Source organism: Streptomyces sp. URMC 126, from assembly GCF_051386555.1.
In the GTDB taxonomy this organism is placed as follows: Bacteria; Actinomycetota; Actinomycetes; order Streptomycetales; family Streptomycetaceae; genus Streptomyces.
In genome coordinates this window covers 1-2,907 of record NZ_JBPQTX010000523.1, presented here as the reverse complement: position 1 = coordinate 2,907, position 2,907 = coordinate 1, and the positions used below count along the sequence as shown (strand labels likewise).

The following is a 2,907-nucleotide window of genomic DNA, read 5'->3' as shown; positions in this document are numbered from 1 at the left end:
CCCCCATGGCCCCCTCCCCCGCCGTTCGTACCTCCAGGGCCGCCGCCCGTACCCGCAGGGGTGCCATGGCCCGGGCCGGTGCGGCCGTCCTGAGTGCCGTCGCGATCCCGGCCGCCGTCGCCGACGCGTCCCCGGCCGCCTCCTCGCCGTCGAGCGCCGCGCCCGGCCTCTACGGCAGCGCGGACCCGAAGTTCGACGGCGTCTTCCGGCAGTCGCTGGCGTTCCTCGCCCAGCACGCCACGGGCGTCGCCCCGGCGAAGCAGGCGGTGGACTGGCTGGCCGGGCAGCAGTGCGCGGACGGCGGGTTCCCGGGCTTCCGGGCGGACACCGGGAAGCCGTGCGACGCGGCCAAGGACGAGTTCCCCGACCAGACCGCCGCCGCCGTGCAGGCGCTCGCGGCGGTCGGCGGGCGCGGCGCGCAGGTCGAGAAGGGCCTCGCCTGGCTCAAGGGCCACCAGAACGCGGACGGCGGCTGGGGCATGAACCCCGGCGCCGAGAGCAACGCCAACTCCACGGCCGCCGCCGTCGGCGCGTTCGCCGCCGCCGGCCAGGACCCGGCGAAGATCCGGTCCAAGGACGGCAAGAGCCCGTACGACGCGCTGCTCACCTTCCAGTTGGGCTGCGACGCGCCGGAGGACCAGCGCGGCGGGTTCGGCTGGGCGCCGCAGAAGGGGAAGCTGACCGCCGACAACTTCGCGTCCGCCGCGGCCACCACGGCCGCCCTCGGCAAGGGCTACCTCGTCGAGCCGGCCGGCGACGGCAAGAAGGACGAGCCCGTCAAGCCGCTCGCCTGCTCCGGCGACAGCGATGACGGCGGTAAGGGCAAGCCCAAGGACGCGCCCGCCGCGGCCGCGGCCTCCGCCGCGTACCTGGCGAAGAAGCTCGACGCCGGACACGGCCGGCTGGAGACGTCCATGCCCGGCGCCCCCAAGGGCCCCGACTACGGCACCACCGCCGACGCGGTCACCGCGCTCGCCGCGGGCGGCCACCGCGAGGCGGCCGGCAAGGCGCTGGACTGGCTGAAGTCCGCCGACAGCAAGACCCTGGCCTGGGCCGAGGGCGACAACCACAAGGGCGACCCCGGCCGCCTCGCCAAGCTGGTGCTCGCGGCCCGCGCGGCGGGCGCCGACCCCCGTGACTTCGGCGGCACGGACCTGGTGGCGAAGCTGAACGCGACCGGGCCCGCCCCCGAGTCCGCCGCCACGTCCGACGAGGAGAAGAAGGACGACGAGAAGGACTCGTCCTCCGGCACCTGGTGGTTCGTGGCCGTCGCCTTCGTCGCCGCCGTCGGCGTGGGCTTCCTGTTCAGCAACCGCCGGAAGAAGCGGTGACCCCTGTCCGCCCGGCCGGGACCCTGTGGCGCGCCGCGCTCCTCGCGGTGCTCCTCGGGCTCCTCGCGGTGGTAGCCGGCGTGGCGGGCGCCGTGCCCGCGCACGCGGCCGGCTACCGCTACTGGTCGTTCTGGCAGAACAGCGACAAGGGCTGGACGTACGCCACCCAGGGCCCGTCGCAGGCGCGCCCCGGCGACGGTGACGCGGTCGGCTTCCGCTTCGCCGTCAGCGCGGACTCCTCCGACGCCGCGAAGCCACGCACCGCGCCGGACTTCGCCGCCGTCTGCGGTCGCGAACCCGCCCGGGACGGCGGCAAGCGGATCGCCGTCGTCCTCGACTTCGGCACCCCCGCCGACGCCCCCGGCGGCGAGCGCCCGCCCGCGGCCCGCGCCGCCTGCGCGCGGGTCGCGGACGACGCCACCGCCGCCGACGCGCTCGCGGCCGTCGCCAAGCCGCTGCGCTACAACTCGTCCGCCCTGCTGTGCGGCATCGAGGGCTACCCGCGGACGGGCTGCGGCGAGAAGGTGGACGCGCCGAAGGCCACGGCCTCCGCCGCGGCCGAGGACACGGGAGGCGGGGACGCGGGGGACGACGCCGGCCCCTCCGCCGGCCTGATCGGCGGTGTCGCGGCCGTCGTCGCGCTCGGCGCCGCCGCCCTGTGGCAGGCGCGCCGGCGGCGCGCGCGGTGACGCCGGCGCTGCACCCCGGCGCGTGGTGGATCTGGGCGCTGGGGCTGGCCGCCGCCGCGTCCCGGACGACCAACCCCCTCCTGCTGGCGCTGTTGCTGGCCGTCGCCGGCTATGTGGTGGCGGTCCGGCGCACGGACGCGCCCTGGGCGCGCAGTTACGGGGCGTTCCTCAAGCTCGGACTGTTCGTCATCGGCATCCGGCTGCTGTTCGCGTTCTTCCTCGGCTCGCGCATCCCCGGCACCCACACCGTCGTCGTCCTCCCCGAAGTCCCGCTCCCCGACTGGGCGCGGGGCGTGCGGCTCGGCGGCCGGGTGACGGCCGAGGGGCTGCTGTTCGCGCTGTACGACGCCCTGCGGCTCGCCGTCCTGCTGGTCTGCGTGGGCGCCGCCAACGCGCTCGCCAACCCCGCGCGGCTGCTGAAGTCCCTGCCGGGCGCGCTGTACGAGGCGGGGGTCGCGGTCGTCGTCGCCATGACGTTCGCGCCGAACCTCGTCGCGGACGTCCAACGGGTGCGCGCCGCACGGCGGTTGCGCGGCCGGCCGGACCGGGGCTTCGCCGGCCTGCTCCAGGTGGGGCTGCCGGTGCTGGAGGGAGCCCTGGAGCGTTCGGTGGCCCTGGCCGCGGCCATGGACGCGCGGGGTTACGGCCGTACGGCCCGGGTCCCGTCCGCGGTGCGGCGTACGACGGCCGTCCTCACCCTGGGCGGCCTGCTGGGCGTGTGCGCGGGCACGTACGGCCTGCTGGCCGACGAGGGCGCGGAGTACGGGACGCCGCTGCTGCTCGCCGGCGTCGTGGCCGCCCTGGCCGGGCTGCGGCTCGGCGGCCGGGTGACGGCCGAGGGGCTGCTGTTCGCGCTGTACGACGCCCTGCGGCTCGCCGTCCTGCTG

At 77.1% G+C, this 2,907-nt stretch carries 3 protein-coding genes; all 3 read left to right on the top strand.

Annotated features, from left to right (window positions below; genetic code table 11):
• The first annotated feature begins 5 nt into the window (after window positions 1–5).
• On the top strand, window positions 6–1,331 hold the full coding sequence (locus tag ACSNOK_RS32250) for a prenyltransferase/squalene oxidase repeat-containing protein (RefSeq protein ID WP_436784339.1): 1,326 nt from the start codon (window positions 6–8) through the stop codon (window positions 1,329–1,331).
• Entirely contained in the window at window positions 1,328–2,020 is a 693-nt protein-coding gene (locus ACSNOK_RS32245) for an SCO2322 family protein (protein WP_436784338.1), read from the top strand. Before ACSNOK_RS32250 ends, ACSNOK_RS32245 begins: the two co-directional genes overlap by 4 nt.
• A partial coding sequence (locus ACSNOK_RS32240; protein ID WP_436784337.1) for an energy-coupling factor transporter transmembrane component T occupies window positions 1,990–2,907 on the top strand: 918 nt, incomplete at its 3' end. The genes ACSNOK_RS32245 and ACSNOK_RS32240, both read left to right, overlap by 31 nt.